Source organism: Bombilactobacillus bombi (assembly GCF_013607485.1).
Lineage (GTDB): Bacteria > Bacillota > Bacilli > Lactobacillales > Lactobacillaceae > Bombilactobacillus > Bombilactobacillus bombi_A.
This window is the reverse complement of the sequence record NZ_SCHP01000005.1, coordinates 39869-59276: the sequence shown is the minus strand read 5'-3', so window position 1 is coordinate 59276 and position 19408 is coordinate 39869. Positions and strand designations below refer to the sequence as shown.

The following is a 19408-nucleotide window of genomic DNA, read 5'->3' as shown; positions in this document are numbered from 1 at the left end:
ATTACAACTTGTAAATTTGAGATTACAGAGCAAAGGGGGCGAAAGACATTAGCAATCAACGAATTAGTAAAGAACAGATTATCCAGACAGCTCAAAAAATCATCTTTGAGCAAGGGGTGCAGGCCTTAACTTTTCAATGTTTGGCCAAAGCACTAAAAATTCGTTCGCAATCGCTGTATAATTATTTTAAAAACATCAGTGATTTGATTGATCAAGTAGGAACGATTTTTATGGATGATTTGTATCAGCAAGTAATTGAAGGTTTGGTAGGATTATCCGGACAAGCAGCGTTTCGACGTTATGCAGAGATTGCCCATAACTACTTTGAAAGTCAAGGTAAAATGGTGGAATTAATCTATGATGTCCATAATTTTAGTCATCAAAGTGACTTTTTTAAAGCAACGGCGCGGGTTTTGGATTTGTTGAATAAATTGGTTGCTAGTGTGCACTTACGGCATATGCAAGCCGATTCATATGTGCAAACCCTTATCAGCTCCGTTTTAGGCTTTACCGTTATTGAAATCATGGGCTTCTTACCCGTTGATCGAGTCACGCGCCAGCGGCAATTTGAAGAGTTATTAGATTTACAACTAAGTGAAATTGTAGAAACACCAACTAAACTGCAAAGAAAGAGAGTATCACAATGATTAAAAATGAATGGAAATTCATTGGCCGCAATCGCCTGATTTTAATCTCGGTTGTAGTCATGACCATAATTCCCTTTTTATATTCGATTTTCTTCTTAAAATCGGTTTGGGACCCTTACGGCAACACCCAAGACTTACCGGTCGCCGTTGTTAATGAAGATCGGCCAGTGCATTACGAGGGTAAAAAGCTCAATGTTGGCGAACAAACAGTTAAAAAACTGAAAAAGAATAATCAGTTAGATTGGCATTTTGTTTCCAAAAAGAAAGCCGCTCAAGGGCTCAAAGATAAAAAATATTATACAGTAATTACAATTCCAGAAAACTTTTCTCAAAATGCGGCTACAGTTTTGTCGCCTCATCCTAAGAAAATGCAGCTGAGATATGAAACCAATGGTTCTTTGAACTATATTGGCGAGGTTATCAGCCAAATTGGGGTTACTAGTTTAGAAAAAGAAATCCGTTCCGCGGTGACTAACGCTTATGCCAGTGCCATGTTTGAACAACTGCATGTTTTAGGTTCCGGTATGAAGCAAGCGGCGAACGGCGCTAATCAATTAAATAATGGGACTTTAACATTAAATAATGGTTTAAATCAATATACTGCAGGAGTTTCTCAGGTTAATAACGGCGTTCAGACATTGAGCGTTAAAGTATCACCATTAGTAGGTGGCTTACAGCAATTACAACAAGGTGCTCAGCCTTTAGCAAGTGGCGTAGGGCAATTAGCTAATGGCTCGAATCAATTAAGCAATGGTCTGCAGCAGTTGCAATCAGCATTAGCTGCCAGCAATTCTGGTAATCAACAAGCGCAATTACAACAGTTGACAGCAGCTTTACCACAAATTAATAGTGGTCTGCAGCAATTAAATCAGCAACTACAAGCCAGCAGCGGCAGTTTAGGTGGTTTAGATAATTTAACTGGCCAAATTACTGGCATTGGCACCCAAGCACAAACTATTGGTGCTAACTTAAAAGAAGCTGGTACAACCTTACAAAATATCAGTCAAAGTGCGGGCGCAACATCAGCAAGTGATCCGCAAGCTGCGGCTAATGGTATTGCCCAAGCTGTTATCAATGCCTTAGGTCCCGATACTTTAACAGCTGATCAACAAGCAACAATTACCAGCACCGTTCAACAAGCAGTTGCACAGTCCGCTAGCCAAGGTAATCAAACTGATATAGCAGCGGCTTTACAAAGTGTGGCCGCTAACTTACAGAATGCGAGTGCTGCCGATCAGCAGATTGCTGCTCATTTACAAGAAATTCAACAAGCAGCACCACAATTACAGCAAGTTAATACGCAAATTACGCAATTACAATCAAGTGTCGCTCAGTTAGCTAAAGCTTCAAGTGTTGCTTTGCCAGGAGCTAATCAAGCTATTAATCAATTGAATTCTGGTTTAGCTAATATTCAAGGTGCTGTTAATGGTACCAGTTCTCAACCTGGTTTAGCAGGTGGCGCGCAACAATTGTCCTCAGGTTTAAACCAAATGAATCAAATGGTGCCAAATCTGACTTCTGGAATTAGTCAATTAAGTTCTGGTGGGGATCAATTAACTAATGGTATTCAACAGTTAGCTAATGGTACTTCAGCTTTGCAGGCCAATTCTGCAGCTTTAACAGGTGGTGCCCAACAATTAGCTAATGGTAGTGATCAATTAGGCTTAGCCTTAAATGATGGTGCCCAACAGGTTAACGGTATTAAGGTTAATTCCAAAAATATTGACATGTTTGCTGCACCAACTAAATTACAACATCGTAATTACAGCTATGTGCCCAATTATGGTCATGCGTTAGCTCCATATGTACTATCAGTAGCCTTATACGTTGGCGCTTTAGTCTTTAACTTTGCTTACCCAATCCGTAAAGTATCACAAACAGGTAAGTCGGCAACACAGTGGTTCTTAAGTAAAGTTAGTGTCGGAGCAGTTGTTGCTTTAGCAATGGGAATTATTGAAGCTGGCTTAATTATGGTTGGCGGGTTAAAAGTTGACCATGTTGTTCAGTTCTTTGTGACGGCGATAGCCTTCTCCTTCTGTGCTATGTTTTTAATTATGCTCTTATCTATGACTTTTGATAATCCAGGACGTTTTGTAGCAATGGTTCTCTTGATGTTACAATTAGGTGGTTCTGGTGGTACTTTTCCAATGGAAGTTACTAATCGCTTCTTCAACATTATTCATCCATATCTACCAATGACGCACTCAATTATGGCCTTTCGGGAGGCAATTACGTCCGGCTTAGGTACTAGTACCTTTACGAATGCGGTACTTGTCTTAATAGCAATTACACTAGTATGTTTGGCCTTATTGTGGTTAGCAATGGTGGGATTGCAAAAGATCCATTTAAATGGCATTTCGCAATTGGATGACAATCAAAAATTGCAAGCTGTTGAAGAATATGATACACCCAAACATTTAGCTGTTGACGATACTCAGCGGATTGAAACTGGTAACGAAGAATAATTAGAAGTTTTATAACTGTTTAATCTATTAAAAAATCCGTAAAGGTTTGAAATATAACCTTTACGGATTTTTTGTTTATATTTATTCTCCTTTTTCAATATCTTTAGATATTTGCTGCATACCAACTTCAATATCATAAAGCTTTTGTGAGTAATCTTTTAGTTTAGCGGCATGTTGGTTAGCGGTATCTTTACTTTGAAAATTCTTATAGCGTAATTTATGTTCTAGGCTAGACCACATTTCCATACCAATGGTGCGAATTTGTATTTCTACAGGAACATCTTTATGAGTGTTGTTGGCTAAGAAGACCGGCACAGTTACTACTATGTGGACACTGCGATAGCCGTTTTCTTTGGGATGGTTAATATAGTCTTTACGCTTGAGTAATTTAACATCGTCTTGATCGATTAAGGTTTGTTCCACCTGAAAAATATCATCTAAATAGTTAGTAATAACGCGAATACCCGCGATATCAAGTATATTCTTATTAATACTTTCAATGGAAAAATCTAAGTTTTTGCGTTCTAATTTTTCAAATAAACTGACAGGACTTTTAATCCGTTCTTCAATAAGGTGAACAGGATTATGCTGATGAATCAAAGAAAATTCATCATCTAAATTTTCTAATTTGGTGCCAATCTCCTTAATAGCTGCCCGTCGCAGCATATAGAGGTAGGTTAGTTGCTTTAAATCTTGGATTTGAGCTTGTAAGGGTGAGTCTTTTAATTGAGATTCCAGTTGTGTGACATTAAACAGATTATTACGTTCTAGTATCATAAAATAACCTCCAAATATAGTGTTTATTATATAGCTTTTTAGTGCTAAGAACTTTAATTATTACATAAAAATAAGAACTGAAATTACTGAAAAATTAAAATTATTACTTTTATCTTGGAAATAATTTGTTACAATGTTAATATCACGAACATAAAATAAATTATTATAAATATAGTTCGCTAAAAAAGGAGGAAGAATAATCGAATTTGCAACTGTTATCCAAGGGAATTATTTCACATCTGTAAGTCCTGATGAGGTTGAATATCAAGAAAATGTTTTACTTTGTATTGATCATCAAGGCTATATTGCACAAATTGTTCAGCCGTCAAATTCTGACTATGAAGCAATTAAAACTGCAGCCAATAAGGCTGATTACTTAATGCAGCTATCTAATGATCAGCTCTTACTGCCAGGATTTATTGACCTGCATATTCATGCGCCTCAGTGGCCTAATGCTGGGGTAGCTTTAGATCTTCCTTTAGAAGATTGGTTAAATGTTTATACGTTCCCTTTAGAAAGTAAATTTCAAAGTTCGGATTTTGCTAAAAAAGTCTATGAGGACCTAGTACAGGAATTGCTAGCTCAGGGGACCACTACAGCACTTTATTTTGGTTCAGTTCACAATGCTGGTAATTTAGAACTGGTTAAAGCTTGTCTGAAATACCAACAGCGAGGCTTTGTTGGTAAAGTTGTGATGGATAACCCTCAGCAAACACCTGCTAATTATCGAGATGAATCTGCGGCTCAAGCATTAACAGATACCAAAACTTTTATTAATAGTGTATATGAATTAAATAAAAAAGCGCGTATTGCTGTTACTCCAGTAATTACACCTCGCTTTTTACCAAGTTGTACTTCTGAGGCTTTGGCAGGATTAGGGCGGTTGGCCAGACAATATAACTTACCTATCCAGTCACATTGTAGTGAAAGTGATTGGGAAAATGGGTACGCTCTTCAGCAATACCATCAACGAGATGCGGCTGTTTTAGATCATTTTGGTTTGTTAACTGATAAAGCAGTAATGGCACATGGAACGTTATTAAATGAAGCAGATTTAGACTTGTTTCACCGTCAAGAAGTCAGCCTAGCCCATTGCCCTATTTCAAATGTTTACTTTGGTAATGCGATTTTACCCGCGAAACAGATTTTAGAAAGAAATAATAAAATTGGTTTAGGAACTGATATTTCGGGAGGATTCAGTCCTAGTATTTATCAAAATATTCGTCAAGCTATTATTTCCTCTCATCAGCGTTATGAAGGGGTAGATGCGCAATTAGATCCACAAACTCGAGGTACAAAAGCACCTATGCTGACAATGCAAAATGCTTTTTACATGGCAACAATTGGTGGAGCCTTGAGTTTACACGTGCCTACTGGCCAGATTAAAGCTGGTTGTTATGCAGATTTGCAGATTGTACATCAAAATTGGAAAACTTTTCAAACGGAAACACCACAATTACGCTTTGAAAAATTGCTGTATCAAACGGATAAAGCAAATATTGATCAAGTATTAGTCCAAGGAAAAATTGTTATAGGTAAGGAGAAATATTGTGAAAACCACAAATAATGATTTGATTTATGGTCCCGAAGACAATTTGCCACTTTTAGAATCAGGTTTATTAGGTTTACAACATGTTTTAGCGATGGATGTGTACGTTCCGCCTTTAATTATTGCTGGATTATTATCAATGGGAACCGTCCAAAAAACAGGATTTTTGCAGGTGGCATTTCTGGCCTGTGGAATAGGGACTTTAATTCAAACAGGCTTGTTGATGAAAATGCCGATGTCACAAGGACCATCGTATGTACCTGTGGGAGCAGTAGTGGGCGTTTATTTAGCTAATGGCGGCGCTCATGGAGGAATGGCGACAGTAATTGGAGCTTGTGTTGTCGGAGCATTATTATTAGTGGCTTTGGGAGTTAGTGGAATCTATCAAAAAATTGTTAATAAATTAGTTCCACCTATCGTTGGCGGCACTATTATTGCTTGTGTAGGACTTTCATTATTGCCTTCAGCACTCAACGATAATATATTTCAAGCTTCAGGCAATGTGAATCAAAATATGATTTTAGCTGGAATTACCATGTTCGCTCTTCTATTAGTAATCATATTGAGTAATTATTTTGCACGTTTGCAAAAGTTTTTAAAAGCAAGCTCGATTGTCATTGCCATGTTTGTCGGAACCTTAACTGCTGCTAGTATGCACTTGTTTAGTTGGAAGAGTATTCAAAATGCAGCGTGGTTTTCTTGGCCACATTTTACAATTTTACATTATGGTATTAATTTTTCAGCAAGTGCCATCTTAACTTTTGTTATTATTTACATTGTGTTAACTACTGAAACAATGGGTACGTGGTTTGCTATGAGCAGTGTTACAGCATCAAAAATTACTAAAAAGCAATGGGATCGTGGACTTATCGGTGAAGGACTTAGCTGTTTAATCGCCGCTTTATTAGGAAGTACACCGATGACGGGTTATTCTACCAATGCAGGTGTAGTGTCGATTACTGGTGTTGCAAGTCGGAAAGTGTTTTTAGCAGTAGGATTTTGGTTTATTATATTAGGATTTGTTGGTAAATTATCCGCCTTTTTAGCAGCGATACCAAGTGCGGTAATTGGTGGTATTTTTTCAATTATATGTATTATTATCATGCTTAATGGCCTTAAATCTATTCCGAAAGCTGATGGTAATCAAATTTATATTATTGGTATTCCTATGGTCTTAACTTTTGCTTTGGTATTGATACCAGCCAAGATTATTAATCAGGCACCACAATTTTTGCAATACTTTTTAAAGTCCCCGATTACGATTGCAGCTTTAGCAGCAATCATTTTAAATCTTGTCTTGAATTGGCAGCCACAAATAATGAGAAATAAAGTCAATTTGCAAGATGAATAATGGAATTAAGGCACATGTACAGTATTAATTTATAAAAGTTCCTTAATTACACAAATATTGTCCGGAATTTTTAAAATTCCGGACAATATTATGCGTATAACTTATCTAGATGTTGTATTTTTATAAAAAATAGTATATGGTCTTATTGTATAAGTTTTTTAGAAGGTGATTATATTGGTTAGTCACCTTTTTTATTTTGGGAAGTTTTATGATTATAGAGTGCTTTCCCTTCTCTAACATCTTCTAAAGTACCAATCTTAGTATCTTCAGAGTAATAACCATCTAAAATACCAATTTTTTGGAAAACGGTTTGATCATAGGCTACTTGTGCATTATATTCAGTAATATCAACGTCGGCTAAAGACTTATGCAGAGCAGTCAATGGGTCCATATCTTTTCCGCCTGATGTGAATAAGGTGCCATGAGAATTCAGTAAAAAGCCATTACGTAAAGCTTTATCTCCTAATTTTTTAATTTCATCTGCAACATATTGTGCTAATTCTTCAGTACACATTGGATGCCAATCTAGAGTTTTGATTTCTTTTAATTTCTGTGTGGCTTCGGTAACATTAGGCATGTTTAAACCACTTGTTGCCCAAAACATAGCTCGATCAGCATGAGAGTGAAATACACATTTAATGTCTGGATTAGCATCGTAAATTGCTTCATGCATGTTAATCTCTCGTGTAACTTTACCATTTCCTGAGATAACTTTGCGAGTATGAGGTTCAATTACTAAAATTTGATCAGCTGTTAAATGTCCTAAATATGCTTCTGACATCATAGTAGGAGTCATTACATAATAATTATTGCCCGTTTCATCTTGAACTTTGATACTAATGTTGCCACCAACAATATTAGTATCACGTCTTTCCATTACTTCACGAACTACTTTTGCTAGATCTTCTCTTTCATATTCAAATGGAATGCGTCCTGCTGGAAATTTCATAATAAATTTAAATACCTCCTAATTTTTGTCTATTTTCTTTTTTTATTATTGGGAAATAAAACAGATGTTCCTTTTCGATCAATAAGAAGTCCTAATATAATTACAAAAATATTTAACCAATACCATTTACTAATAATTGCAATAATGAATATAGCAAAAGTTATAAATGCAATAAAAGTCCATCTTGTTTTACTATTCATTATTAGTAACCTCTTTAATTTTTTTCAGTAGTTGGATGTTTATACTTTATTGAAGGTATTGGATTTTTCTTAAAGTAACGATAAAGAAGGAAAAAGAGTACCAATAGTACAACTAATCCACCAATAGCTAAGATGTTGCCCTTGCCTGCCCAAGCCATTAGGAATCTTAAATCAGGAGCTTCTATAGAACTCCAGGAAACCTGAGATCCTTGAGGCACTTTAATAGCTTTAGATTCTTTGGCTAATTTTGTAAAAATATTTGCAAAATAAGAAGCTCCATATAAGAACAATGGTTCATAGATAATTCCTAATACTAACATTCTTAGTAAATTCCCACCTGTTAGTAAAAGACCTCCGACGCCAATACAATAATTGATTACACCAGCAATAGGTAAGATCGTATTTCCAGGAAGAATAGCAGCAAAAATTATTGAAATAGGAATCATTAATACCATTGTTACCCATAATTCAGTACTTTGTCCTAAAATAGGCCAATCTAATCCAATTACAAAGGTTCTATTTTTGACATGTTTTTTCATAAAATCACTCATGGTAGAACCAAAGGGTGTTAAAGCATCCATAAAAAACTTAGCCATTACTGGGAAAATAGCCATAACAGCTCCAACAGTGACTGAAAGGTTAAGGGCGTCTCCTATGTTATATCGTCCAGCTAGCGCTAGTATCAAACCAATAATAGCTCCCATTACAACTGGTTCACTTAAGACACCTATTTTACGCTTAAGAGCTGAAGCATCCCATTCTCTATTAAAAAGTGGAATATAATCCATTAATTTATTGACTGGGAACATCAATATAGCTGTAAATGCTTCAATGTGAGTAACAGTAACACCTTCATATCCCAACATATCAGCTATTTCTTTACTCCACATATCCCCTAATTTCAAACAAATAATTACCTGAATGCCCCCACATATGAATCCCCAAATTAGACTTCCTGAAATTTGATAGACCATATATGCTGTTAATGCAATACCCCAGACGTTCCACATATCTGCATTCATAGTATCTGTTAATTTAGTTAAAAGCATAATTAAGTTAATTACAATTTCAACAAGAAAGAAAACAAATGCTAAGGTCCAGCCCCAAGTAATTGCTGCTGCACCTGTCCATCCAAAGTCCACAGCAGGCAAATTTATACCTGTATATTTTGCTAGAGATTTGGCCGCTGGACTAACTGTTTGGGTTAGTTGATTTATTGCCATGGACATTCCAATAAATCCAGTACCAAGGTATAACCCAGACAAAAATGCTTTTGATGGTTTCATGCCAAATATTAAGCCTAAAATAATAATTAAAATAGGAATCAATACTTGGGCACCAACTCCTAAAATTGCTTGTACAATTGAATTCCAATCCATAATTAATCACCTCAACTTGTTTAAGGAATGGATATATTAAGCTTTGATAACAATATTAGCAACTTTTTGGTTAGCTTCATCTTGCCCCATACCTGTTAGCCAAGGTAAACCTACCATTCCTACTACGTTATGGTCGTCTAATACTTCTTGCAATTCATCATCAGCAGGAGCAATACCAACGTAGATAATAATGCTAGGATCATTTTCTATTGTTGATTTAGCAGTTTCTATAGGTTTTGGTGTTGCCTTGGCTTTATCACTTAAATCTTTATCATTTAAATAGTCGTTGATTTTATTAGCTACTTGAGGACTCGTTGCCACACCTGAACCACAACAAACAAGAATTGTTTTCATTATTTTTCTCCTAAAATTTTTTTCTTTACCAATTTATACATGGCATTTTCGTTATTAGTGCATAAAAATTTATTAGCAAATATGTCATCTTGAAAAGCCGCCATAATATTTGCTAAAAGTTCGGGTTGCTTTTTACTATCTTTAATTCCTAAAAACAAAAAATTGCTGGCGTCCATTTCAATAGAATCACCCATTTGCCTAAGTGACAAAGGATGCCGAGTTCTGGCAATATATATAAATGGTTTTTCGATATATAAACTATCTACATGTGGTAATGCTAAAGAAATGTTTTTAAATTTTAATCCAGTTGGATATGATAGTTCGCGTTTTGCTAAATTAGATATGTACCCCAATTTTGCAAATTTTGATTCAATTACACGGCTCCCTATTAAATCAAATAATTGTAGCTCTTCATTAACATCAATTGATAAATCTATCAAATTTGGTTGAAACATATTGTTTTCCATAATTTCCCTCCTTTCTTTGGATACGATTACAGTATAGCATTATTTATAACAATGTCAACCATATGTAAACAAAGTTAAACAAAATATATCTTAAAATGTTTATCTTTGTTATAATTTAAACCATAAGTAACAAATATTAATAAAAGAAGTGATAAAATGGGATTACAAGAAGAGCGTCTAAGTAAGATACATGCTTTAGTTGACCAATCTGGTTTTATGTCTACTAATGACATTGCTAAAGCTTTACAAGTTTCGTCGATGACTATAAGACGTGATTTAAAGAAATTAGAAAATGATGGTAAATTAACAAGAATATATGGAGGAGCCCAAAGTAATAAACAGATTGAATTTTCCACAAATGAAAAATTAAAACGTAATATTACAGAAAAAAAGGAAATTGCTCAACATTTGGCAACACTAATTCCTGATAATTCAACAGTTTATTTAGGAGCTGGGACAACCATTCTTTTAGCCGTTCCTTATTTATCTAAGAAAAAGGCAACTTTTGTAACAAATAGTCTACCTGCATTTACGGAACTTATTAATAGCGATTGTCGTATATTTCTAACAGGCGGTGAATTACATCGCAATACTGAAGAATTTTTAGGAAAAAAAGCCGAATCGATGTTTAAAGGATTGAATTTGGATTTTGCGATTTGTTCTACTAACGGTATTAATAATAATCATGTAACTACTAGTATGATGAGCGAAGGTAATATCCAGAACATAGCCTTTGATCACGCACAAACATCAGTTATTGTTGCAGATCATACAAAACTTAATCATTCAGATATTATTACTTTTCAAGACTTATCTAATTTTGATTTTTTTGTGACAGATAGTGGCATTAATGACATAGATTATAAAAAGTATTCACACTATGTAAAAATTATTCATTAGAGGAGAAGATTAAATGATATTAACTATTACAATTAATCCATCAGTAGATCGTTTATACAGTGTAAAGCACTTACATGTAGGAACTTTGAATAGAGTGCATTTAGTAAAAAAAATGGTAGGTGGAAAAGGAATTAACGCGGCAAGAGTTGCGTCTGAATTGGGTAGTAAAGCTATTGCAACAGGTTTTCTCGCAGGACAAAATGGTGAATATATTTTAAATGAAGCTAAGAATGATAAATACATTTCTGATTTTATTCAAATCGCTGGTGAAACGCGTAATTGCTATACTATTATTCAAAATGATAAATTAAAAACAGAAATTAACGAATCTAATACACAAATGAATCTATCCGATTTAGATCGTCTTTTAGATAAAATAAGATTAATTATAAATTCACAAAAAATAAACGTTGTTTCTATCAATGGTAGCTTCCCAAATAATTTACCGGTAAAATTTTATAGTAGTATCATGGAAATTATTAGAGCTATAAATCCGTCTATAAAAATTATTTTAGATACTTCCGGCACTGCTTTAAAAGACGTCTTAAGGGGATCAAAACAACCTGATTATATTAAACCTAATGAAATAGAACTTGCAGAGTTGCTTAATCAAAAAGTTACTACAAATCCTAAGAGATTAAAAGAATATTTAGAAGATACCTTGTTTAATTCTTTAGATAATATAATTGTATCTCTGGGAGGAGATGGAGCAGTAACTAAACATCATAATAATTATTACTATATTAATTTTGCTAAAGTACCAGTTATAAACACTGAAGGATCAGGTGATTCACTAGTTGGTGGATTATTATATGCTCTAGATAAAAATTTTGATTATCCAGACATAATTAAATATGCAATAGCCGCTGGTACTGCCAATGCTATGGAAACTAAAACTGGATTCATTAAGCAAAATAATGTTATGAAAGTAATGAAAACAGTTACTTTTAAAAAATTATAATAGATTGATTAATTTATTTGTTTTACTTGGTGAAATTAAAAGTGCATTTAACTAATAGAACTCAATTTAACTCCTGATAACATAGTTGGTTAAAATAGTAACTATGTATAGGGAGTTTCTTTGGATTTTTTAGATTAATATAAAGTCTGTAAAGTATAATTAAAATTGCTATTTTAGCAATTGACAATCTCAATATGTGATACTAAAATAATTTTGTAATATTTATTAATAATTTCACAATATCAAGGAGAATTATCATGGCAATTACTAAAGAAGCAAATTATGATTTAGTGATTATTGGAGCTGGTGCAGCAGGTTTTACTGCTGCTTATCAAGCAGCACACCGTGGCTTGAAAAAAGTTTTGTTGGTTGAAAAGGGCCGGCATACTGGCGGTAGTGGTGAATATATTGAAGGCGCTTTCGCAGTAAATTCTAAGCTGCAACAAGAAAAGGGCGTAAATATTGATCCTGAAGATGTTATCAATGAAGAGCTTGATTATTCACATTATGAAGCTGATGTAACTACTTGGAAACAATATGTTGCTGAAAGTGGAAAAATCATTGATTGGTTAGGAGACTTAGGCGCAAAATATATTGATGTTAAGCCGCTAGGATCTGGGGAGCGTACTTGGCACTTATTTGTCGGTTTAGGCAAAGAAGTAATTCATGGTGTTTTAGAACCAAAGGTAAAAGACTTAGGTGTTGAAATTATCACTTCAGTATCTGCTAAAAGTTTGAAAAAAGATGCAGATGGTAAAATAACAGGTGTTGTATTAGAAAGTGAAGCTGATCATTCAAATACAGAAGTTCAGACTAAAGCTGTTATTATTGCTACAGGCGGATATTTGAATAATAAAGAATTAATTGCCAATGAAACTGGCTATGACAGTGAACGTTTAATACCAGTAAACTCAGGTAAAAACACTGGCGATGGCTTAAAATTGGCTTGGGATATCGGTGCTCGTAAATATCGGATGGGGATGGCTATGCTTTTTGGCGGTTACTTAAAAGATCCTCTCACCCCGGCATTTGTTTATCGGTATTCTCAATTAAATGGTACCGCTGCTGAACAATCTTTACTCTGGGTTAATGAGAGCGGGAATCGTTTTGTAAATGAAGAAGTAGTTGATAATTTTGCCTATGCTGGTAACGCCTTGTTCACACAAAATAAAACCTTTAGTATCGTAGATCAAAATGCAATTGATCATTTGATGAATAATGGTTTACAACGGCCAATGTCTACTTGGCACACAGATTTAACTAAGTTAACTGATTTGCAAAAAAATATTGATGAGGCCTTGGATAAGGGATTACCTTATATTTATAAAGCAGATACTATTGAAGAATTGGCTGAAAAAATTAAGGCTCCTAATTTACCAGCTACAGTTCAAAAATATAATGAATTTGCAGATAAAGGCGAAGATGCTGACTTTGGCAAGCAAGCTAAATACATTCTGAAAGTCAACAAAGCTCCTTATTATGCTATGGAATTAGGTGTGGGTGCCTTTTGTACTATGGGTGGCTTAAAGGTTAATACTAACAATGAAGTCTTAGACACTAATGGCAGCGTAATTCCAGGTCTGTATGCTGCAGGTAATGACGCCGCAGGTAACTTGATTGGTGATACTTACGGACCTAATATGCCAGGTACTGAAGCTGGCTATTCATTCTATTCTGGTAAGCATTCAGCTGACTGTGTAGTTGATTATTTAAATAAATAAACAAGATTATAGGAGCGGGGCAATTACGGCCCGTTTCTTTTTTATTAAAAGATTTAGTTTTAACTAGGAGGATCTTAAAATGACTAATAAAGTAGCCTTTGTCACTGGAGCAGCCCAAGGTATAGGGGCTGCAATAGCTAGAAGATTGAGTAAAGATGGATTTAGTATTGCTGTGGCTGATTTAAATATTACAGGCGCTCAACAAATTGCCCAAGAAATTAATCAAACTGGTCAAGCTGTGGCTTTAAAGGTTGATGTTGCAGATCGGCAGCAAGTGTTTGACGCAGTAGATAAGACTCAGAAATTATTAGGAGATCTTAATGTGATGGTCAACAATGCTGGCATTGGGCCAACAACTCCTCTTGAAAGTATTACTCCAGAACAATTTGCTCAAGTGTATAAGATTAATGTTGGAAGTGTCTATTGGGGCATTCAAGCCGCTGTAAAAGCTTTTAAATCTCAAGGACATGGTGGAAAGATTATTAATGCTTCCTCTCAAGCAGGACAAGTAGGAAGTCCTAATTTAGGTCTTTATAGTGGTACAAAATTTGCAATTCGTGGTATTACCCAAGTAGCCGCTAAAGACTTAGCAAAGGATGGCATTACAGTAAATGCTTATTGTCCAGGAATTGTAAAGACGCCCATGCTGAAAGATATCGCGCATAAAAAAGCTCAAGTTCAGGGTAAAGATGACGCTTGGATGATGGATCAGTATGCTAAGAATATTACTTTAGGACGTTTATCCAATCCAGAAGACGTTGCTGCTTGTGTTTCTTATTTGGCAGGTCCTGATTCTGATTACATGACCGGACAGGCACTTTTAATTGATGGCGGGATGGTATTTAACTGATACCGCGTTGTTATTACTAATTTTTGTATGTATAAGAAAATTTTCTTTATTAAGATGATTATTCATTAAATGTTTAATGGGACTGGAATGATACTTTGATTCCAGTCCCATTATATTAATATGTTAAATAAACCACAAGTTTTACTTGTGGGGGACAGAAGAGCTTTAGCGAGAAAAACTTCCTTTCGATATAATAGTTTTCGGCCACCAACCAAAACTACCCGAAAGGAAGTTTTTGCACTGTCAAAAGACGATAATAGCTTAGCACACACTCGCTGGAATTGTAAATATCACATCGTGTTTACGCCTAAATACCGGCGAAAAGTAATTTATGGAAAATTAAGAGCAGATATTGGTCGCATCCTGAGAAGATTGTGTGAACTTAAAGAAGTAGAAATCATCGAAGCTCACGCCATGCCTGACCATATTCATATGCTAGTTAAGATACCACCAAAAATTAGTGTTGCCAGTTTTATGGGATATTTAAAAGGAAGAAGTGCCGTCATAATTCATGAACGGCATGCTCATCTGAAATACAAATATGGCAATCGTAGCTTTTGGGCCAGAGGATATTATGTCAGTACCGTTGGGTTAAATCAAAAGACAATTGAAAAATATATTCGAGAACAAGAAGCAGAAGATCGCTTACAAGATACAATTAGTAAAAGAGAGTACGTTGATCCATTTTCCAAGATTAAACCACAAAAATAATGAGAATAGTCGCGGTTGGTAGGCTTTTGTTGGGCCCCTTGAAGGGGCTTTTTGTGTGGGACAAGCCCTTCTAGGGCTAATAAAAAGCCACCAGCTATGCTGGTGGATGATTACTGTGACTGTAAAAATAAAGCTTAGAATTCCTCATATTCTGCAGGATCTTGGTTTTGCAGACGGCCATTAGGACGATCTAAATTAGTAATTGTCTGCATTTGTGCTTCAGATAATTCAAAATCAAAAAGGTTAAGATTCTCAATTTGCCTGGCGGTATGGTTAGATTTAGGTATTGGCAACACTCCTAATTGAAATTCCCAGCGCAAGATCACTTGGCTGATACTGCGTTGAACCTCAGCAGCAATACCTGCAATAATTGGGTCCTTTAAGACGGAACTTGCCCGCCCTAAGGGACTCCAAGCCAAGGTGATTATGTGTTTTTGTTGGTCATATTCACGTAGTTGTAGTTCAGAAAAATAGGGATGTAACTCTATTTGATTAACAGCAGGAATAACGCCTGTTTCGGTGATTAAACGATCAATGTGTTCCGGCAAAAAATTGGAAACCCCAATTTCTCTTACTAAGCCTAATTTTTGAGCTGTAATTAAGGCTTGCCAAGCTTCTACATAGAGATTTTCCTTGGGATTAGGCCAATGAATTAAATAGAGATCATAATAGTCTAAACCAGCCCGATAAAGTGATTCTTGAATAGTGGTCAAGGCTTCATCATAATGGTGGTGGCGTCCCGGTAATTTAGAAGAAATAATAATTTGCTCCCGCGGAATACTACTACGGCGCACAGCTTCGCCAACGGCACCCTCATTTTCATAATTAAATGCAGTATCAATTAAGCGATAGCCCACGTTTAACGCACTGTTAATGGTATTCACACCACTGGCTCCGTTGAGCTTATAGGTGCCAAAACCGACAGCGGGTAAATCTAACCCCTTTAGAGTTTGTAATGATGGTATTGCCAAATAAATCTACCTCCCTTTACTTCTATTTTCCAGCAAACGATTGCAAAGTGCAATTATTATGAATTAAGAACTATTTTACTTCAAATTAAGTAAATCATGGTAAAATTCAATTAGTGGAGGTCTAATATATGACAGGACTATTAATCTTCTTAGATGTTATGTTTATCGCAGTCTTTATTTTTAATTTATACTGGCAGGCGCAAATTATTGTTCCTGCTAAATATAAAATTTCTTGTGTTATTTTAGCGACTATTTTTGCGATGTGGGTTTGGGCTGGGCCAATTAGCTCTTGGTCGTATATTATTATGGTAGCGTCCTTTTTGACTATCACTCTAATGCAAGGTACTGGTGGAATAGGTTCCAAACGCTTAGTTACTAATGGTTTTTTTGCAACGGTGATTAATTATCAAAGAATTTCTCATGTAACGCTGATTCCAGTTCAGATCCTAAATTCCTCTCCGCAGGTTATTTCGGTTTTTACCACCTCTAATCGACAAAATATTCAAATGACCTTTAATCGTTCAGTTGATGAATTGAAAAAAGAATTAAGGCGCGTGATTCCTAAGAATATTGAAATTGAAATTTCACAGTTATAGATGTTATTGAGGAAGCGAATAATAAGTTCATTCACTTCTTCTTTTGTCTGTAGGAATATTAGTAAAGTAATCAGGGAAGGCTTTTAAAAGATCATCTTCTTCATCGAGCATTAAATGCAAATGATTAGCAATTAGGCGGCGTGCTTCTTCGGGTTCATGATTTTTTACAGCGTTAAGAATTTGCATATGCTCTTTAATGAGCCCTTCCCAAGGTAATTCTTCCACTTTAAGGCGCAGCATCCGAAATCGATTTAGTTGCATATTGATAGTCTGTAGCCAATCCCAGACTTGCTGTCGATTAGTCATTTGATAGAATTCGCGATGAAAAGCCTCATCTTCTGCGAAGAATTTTTCAAACTGACGTTGCTGAGTAAAGAATTTTTGGTTGGCAACGATAGTATTTAGTGTATTAATTGCTAAAGGATTATTGCTGGCTGCGGCTTCTTTAATAACTCTAGTTTCAATACTTTCACGAACAAAACGAGCACTGGCAGCTACTTGCAAATCAATTTTGGTGATATAAGTTCCTGATTGTGGCACGGCTTCAATTAATCCTTCTTGACGTAAATGTAAAATTGCTTCACGCACTGGTGTCCGACCAATGTTTAGTTCATTAATTAAGTCTCTTTCAGAAATTTTTTGCCCTGGCTTATAAGTAGTGTTAATTATTTTTTTTAATATGATAGTGTAGGCTTGTAAATTAAGATTCATAGATGAATTGAGCAATAAGACCACTCTTTTCTTTTATAGTATTTATTTAGTATAGCGCTCTTTAGGGAAGCAGGGCAATATTGAGTTACCTTCTTCAGGATACTAGTGAAATTTATTTCAAAAAGCCTTGACATTCACTTAGAAAGCGAATACATTATAAATGTAAAACTAATATATTAGTGTATCAAATTTAAATTACAAAGGAGATTTATATGGTTAAGCTTACAGATGATTATTTGAACCAGGCAAATGAATTTACCAAGTCAAAAATTAAGCTTCCTAAGTATGACCAAACTGCCATAACAAAAAAAGCTCAAGAAGAACCAGTCTGGGTACATTTTGGCGGTGGTAACTTATTTCGGTGTTTTCATTCAGGTATTGCTCAGCAATTACTGAATAATAATCACATGACTAGTGGAATTGTCGTTGCAGAAACTTATGATGAACAAGTAATTGATGAAATTTATCAAGCTTATGACAATCGTATTTTAAGTGTCACAATGAAAAGTGACGGCTCTTTTGAAAAGGAATTAGTAGCTAGTGTGGGAGCCAGCGTTTATTTTAATCATGAAAATGAGACGGGTTGGAAATATTTAACTAATGTTTTTGAAAATCCTACTTTGCAGTTAGCAACTTTTTCGATTACGGAAAAAGGTTATTCTTTAACAGACATTCAAGGTGATTTAACACCGGCAGCACAAGCGGATATTAAAAATGGTCCTGAAGCTCCAGTAACGAATATGGGAGCAGTAGCCCATTTGTTATATGCGCGTTATTTACGAAACCAAGCGCCAATTGCCATGGTCAGCACAGATAATTTTTCTCAAAATGGTGAAAGATTAAAAAAGGCTATTTTAACAATTGCCCAAGGCTGGAAAGACAATAGGTTAGTGGAATCAGGTTTTCTTGATTATTTACAAGATCGGCAAAAAGTCACTTTTCCTTGGAGCATGATTGACCGTATTACGCCTAATCCTGCTGAAACAGTAGCTGAAAAGTTGAAAGCTGATGGATTTGAAGATTATCAAATTGTACATACGCGCAAACATACGAATATTGCACCTTTTGGTAATACCGAAGAAGTCCATTATTTAGTCATTGAAGATGATTTTCCAAATGGTCGGCCACCATTAGAAGAAGCTGGAGTTTTAATGACTGATCGGCAGACAGTTAATGATGCAGATCAAATGAAAGTTACAGCTTGTTTAAATCCACTTCATACTGCTTTAGCAATCTTTGGCTGCTTGTTGGGCTATAAGTCTATTGCTGAAGAAGTTGCTAATCCAGATTTGTTAGCGCTTATCAAAAATCTTGGTTATCAAGAAGATCTTCCCGTAGTTAAAGATCCAAAGATTATTAATCCTAAGGACTTTATTGATCAATTAATCAATAAGCGGCTACCTAATAAGAATATTCCTGATACTCCACAAAGAATTGCCAGTGACACTTCACAAAAAATTCCTATTCGTTATGGCGTAACCATTCAAAGCTACCTTGATGACTCTCAACGAAGTGTCGATGATTTAGAATTTATTCCATTAATTTTGGCAGGTTGGTGCCGTTACTTAATGGGTGTCGATGACCAAGGTGAGACCTTTACACCAAGTCCTGATCCAATGTTAGAACAGTTACAAGATCGAGTAGCAGATATTAAATTGGGAAAAAATACTGATGTTCATCAACATTTACAGCCAATTTTAAATAATAGTGAAATTTTTGGTAATGATTTATATGCTATTAACTTAGGTAATAAGGTAGAACAATATTTTGCGCAGATGATTACGGATAAAAACGCTGTCAAACAAACTATTAAAAACACAGTTGCTACTAAGGGCTGCTATAAGTAAGG

General features: G+C 35.2%; 18 protein-coding genes. 11 read left to right on the top strand and 7 right to left on the bottom strand.

What is annotated here, in order from left to right; translation table 11 throughout:
* The first annotated feature begins 47 nt into the window (after positions 1–47).
* On the top strand, positions 48–647 hold the full coding sequence (locus EQ827_RS02520; protein ID WP_309109326.1) for a TetR/AcrR family transcriptional regulator: 600 nt from the start codon (positions 48–50) through the stop codon (positions 645–647).
* Positions 644–3112, top strand: a complete 2469-nt coding sequence (locus EQ827_RS02515) for a YhgE/Pip domain-containing protein (RefSeq protein WP_181189406.1) — start codon at positions 644–646, stop codon at positions 3110–3112. Before EQ827_RS02520 ends, EQ827_RS02515 begins: the two co-directional genes overlap by 4 nt.
* Positions 3113–3193: 81 nt before the next feature.
* On the opposite strand, the gene EQ827_RS02510 is transcribed toward EQ827_RS02515, so the two are convergent.
* The gene (locus EQ827_RS02510; protein WP_181189405.1) at positions 3194–3889 is read right to left on the bottom strand and encodes a GTP pyrophosphokinase; all 696 of its coding nucleotides are present in this window, start codon (positions 3887–3889) and stop codon (positions 3194–3196) included.
* A 379-nt stretch (positions 3890–4268) separates the two neighbouring features.
* Here EQ827_RS02510 and EQ827_RS02505 point away from each other — a divergent pair, with 379 nt between their 5' ends.
* Together EQ827_RS02505 and EQ827_RS02500 are read left to right on the top strand one after the other, a co-directional pair.
* Positions 4269–5456, top strand: coding sequence for an amidohydrolase family protein (locus EQ827_RS02505; RefSeq protein ID WP_219912616.1), 1188 nt, complete (start codon positions 4269–4271; stop codon positions 5454–5456).
* Positions 5440–6789 (top strand): uracil-xanthine permease family protein, encoded by a 1350-nt coding sequence (locus tag EQ827_RS02500; RefSeq protein ID WP_181189404.1) that lies wholly within the window; start codon positions 5440–5442, stop codon positions 6787–6789. The genes EQ827_RS02505 and EQ827_RS02500 overlap by 17 nt, the downstream gene beginning before the upstream one ends.
* A gap of 178 nt (positions 6790–6967) precedes the next feature.
* Here EQ827_RS02500 and EQ827_RS02495 read toward each other — a convergent pair whose 3' ends face one another.
* From EQ827_RS02495 to EQ827_RS02480, 4 genes are all read right to left on the bottom strand, one after another.
* Positions 6968–7738: a class II aldolase/adducin family protein gene (locus EQ827_RS02495; RefSeq protein WP_181189403.1), complete on the bottom strand. Its 771-nt coding sequence runs from the start codon at positions 7736–7738 to the stop codon at positions 6968–6970.
* A 214-nt stretch (positions 7739–7952) separates the two neighbouring features.
* Positions 7953–9317 (bottom strand): PTS galactitol transporter subunit IIC, encoded by a 1365-nt coding sequence (locus EQ827_RS02490; RefSeq protein ID WP_181189402.1) that lies wholly within the window; start codon positions 9315–9317, stop codon positions 7953–7955.
* 36 nt (positions 9318–9353) lie between these two features.
* Positions 9354–9671, bottom strand: a complete 318-nt coding sequence (locus tag EQ827_RS02485) for a PTS galactitol transporter subunit IIB (protein WP_181189401.1) — start codon at positions 9669–9671, stop codon at positions 9354–9356.
* Positions 9671–10138, bottom strand: a complete 468-nt coding sequence (locus tag EQ827_RS02480) for a PTS sugar transporter subunit IIA (protein ID WP_181189400.1) — start codon at positions 10136–10138, stop codon at positions 9671–9673. Before EQ827_RS02480 ends, EQ827_RS02485 begins: the two co-directional genes overlap by 1 nt.
* Before the next feature lie 156 nt (positions 10139–10294).
* On the opposite strand from EQ827_RS02480, the gene EQ827_RS02475 reads away from it, so the two are divergent.
* From EQ827_RS02475 to tnpA, 5 genes are all read left to right on the top strand, one after another.
* Entirely contained in the window at positions 10295–11038 is a 744-nt protein-coding gene (locus EQ827_RS02475; protein WP_181189399.1) for a DeoR/GlpR family DNA-binding transcription regulator, read from the top strand.
* 13 nt (positions 11039–11051) lie between these two features.
* The gene (locus EQ827_RS02470; protein WP_181189398.1) at positions 11052–11999 is read left to right on the top strand and encodes a 1-phosphofructokinase family hexose kinase; all 948 of its coding nucleotides are present in this window, start codon (positions 11052–11054) and stop codon (positions 11997–11999) included.
* Between the two features lie 257 nt (positions 12000–12256).
* The gene (locus EQ827_RS02465; RefSeq protein WP_181189397.1) at positions 12257–13720 is read left to right on the top strand and encodes an FAD-dependent oxidoreductase; all 1464 of its coding nucleotides are present in this window, start codon (positions 12257–12259) and stop codon (positions 13718–13720) included.
* A 79-nt stretch (positions 13721–13799) separates the two neighbouring features.
* Positions 13800–14570, top strand: a complete 771-nt coding sequence (locus EQ827_RS02460) for a (S)-acetoin forming diacetyl reductase (RefSeq protein WP_181189396.1) — start codon at positions 13800–13802, stop codon at positions 14568–14570.
* A gap of 240 nt (positions 14571–14810) precedes the next feature.
* Positions 14811–15281, top strand: coding sequence for an IS200/IS605 family transposase (tnpA, locus tag EQ827_RS02455; RefSeq protein ID WP_181189423.1), 471 nt, complete (start codon positions 14811–14813; stop codon positions 15279–15281).
* A 134-nt stretch (positions 15282–15415) separates the two neighbouring features.
* Here tnpA and EQ827_RS02450 read toward each other — a convergent pair whose 3' ends face one another.
* Positions 15416–16246, bottom strand: coding sequence for an aldo/keto reductase (locus tag EQ827_RS02450; RefSeq protein ID WP_309109325.1), 831 nt, complete (start codon positions 16244–16246; stop codon positions 15416–15418).
* Between the two features lie 134 nt (positions 16247–16380).
* Here EQ827_RS02450 and EQ827_RS02445 point away from each other — a divergent pair, with 134 nt between their 5' ends.
* Positions 16381–16848 (top strand): hypothetical protein, encoded by a 468-nt coding sequence (locus EQ827_RS02445; RefSeq protein ID WP_181189395.1) that lies wholly within the window; start codon positions 16381–16383, stop codon positions 16846–16848.
* A gap of 27 nt (positions 16849–16875) precedes the next feature.
* Here the strand turns inward: EQ827_RS02445 and EQ827_RS02440 are convergent, their stop codons facing one another.
* The gene (locus EQ827_RS02440; RefSeq protein WP_181189394.1) at positions 16876–17574 is read right to left on the bottom strand and encodes a GntR family transcriptional regulator; all 699 of its coding nucleotides are present in this window, start codon (positions 17572–17574) and stop codon (positions 16876–16878) included.
* 197 nt (positions 17575–17771) lie between these two features.
* Between EQ827_RS02440 and EQ827_RS02435 the strand changes: the two genes are divergently transcribed.
* Positions 17772–19406 (top strand): mannitol dehydrogenase family protein, encoded by a 1635-nt coding sequence (locus EQ827_RS02435; RefSeq protein WP_181189393.1) that lies wholly within the window; start codon positions 17772–17774, stop codon positions 19404–19406.
* The last annotated feature ends 2 nt before the right edge of the window (positions 19407–19408 follow it).